Source organism: [Clostridium] symbiosum ATCC 14940 (assembly GCF_000466485.1).
In the GTDB taxonomy this organism is placed as follows: Bacteria; Bacillota; Clostridia; order Lachnospirales; family Lachnospiraceae; genus Otoolea; species Otoolea symbiosa.
Genome location: NZ_KE992997.1, coordinates 1 through 507, shown reverse-complemented (window position 1 = coordinate 507; position 507 = coordinate 1). Strand labels below are relative to the sequence as shown.

Annotated in this window: 1 protein-coding gene; it reads right to left on the bottom strand. The window is 46.0% G+C overall.

Annotated elements, in window-relative coordinates; all coding sequences use genetic code 11:
* The coding region (locus tag CLOSYM_RS23075; RefSeq protein ID WP_021643143.1) for a phage tail protein at nt 1-507 on the bottom strand (507 nt) is incomplete at both ends.

Below are 507 nucleotides of genomic sequence, written 5' to 3'. Positions count from 1 at the left end.
GGTTCCATTAAGCGCCTGACGCATCTGGTCGCCCATCCTGGCATAATCAAAATATGTTCCTCCTGAAGCATAGGCCAGCGGAACTGTTTCGGCTCCAATTGTACTTTTAGCATTGGATACAATATGATTTGCAACTGCATCAAAGCTGATCACTTTTGCGTTCTGGTTAATGCCTTCCGCGATACCGGCCGGGATAAACTTTCCGACTTCATCTCGCATTAATTTTGACGGCGAGTTGATACCGAGTGCTTTTTTGGCTGTTTCGTACGCTTTTCTAGCGGCTCCCTCTGCTGCCTCCTTAATCTTTCCCACAGCTCCGGTAATTCCTTTTGCAATGCCCGAAATAATATTCGAACCAACTTCTCCCCAATCAATCTCTGAAAACTTTGTCTTAATCTCGCTTATTACCTGCGGGACTGCCAAAGCAATTTTGGGAATTGCCTCTATAATACCGGCTGCCAACTGGCCGATTAACTCAATTCCCTTCTGAAGCAATTCCGGAAGATG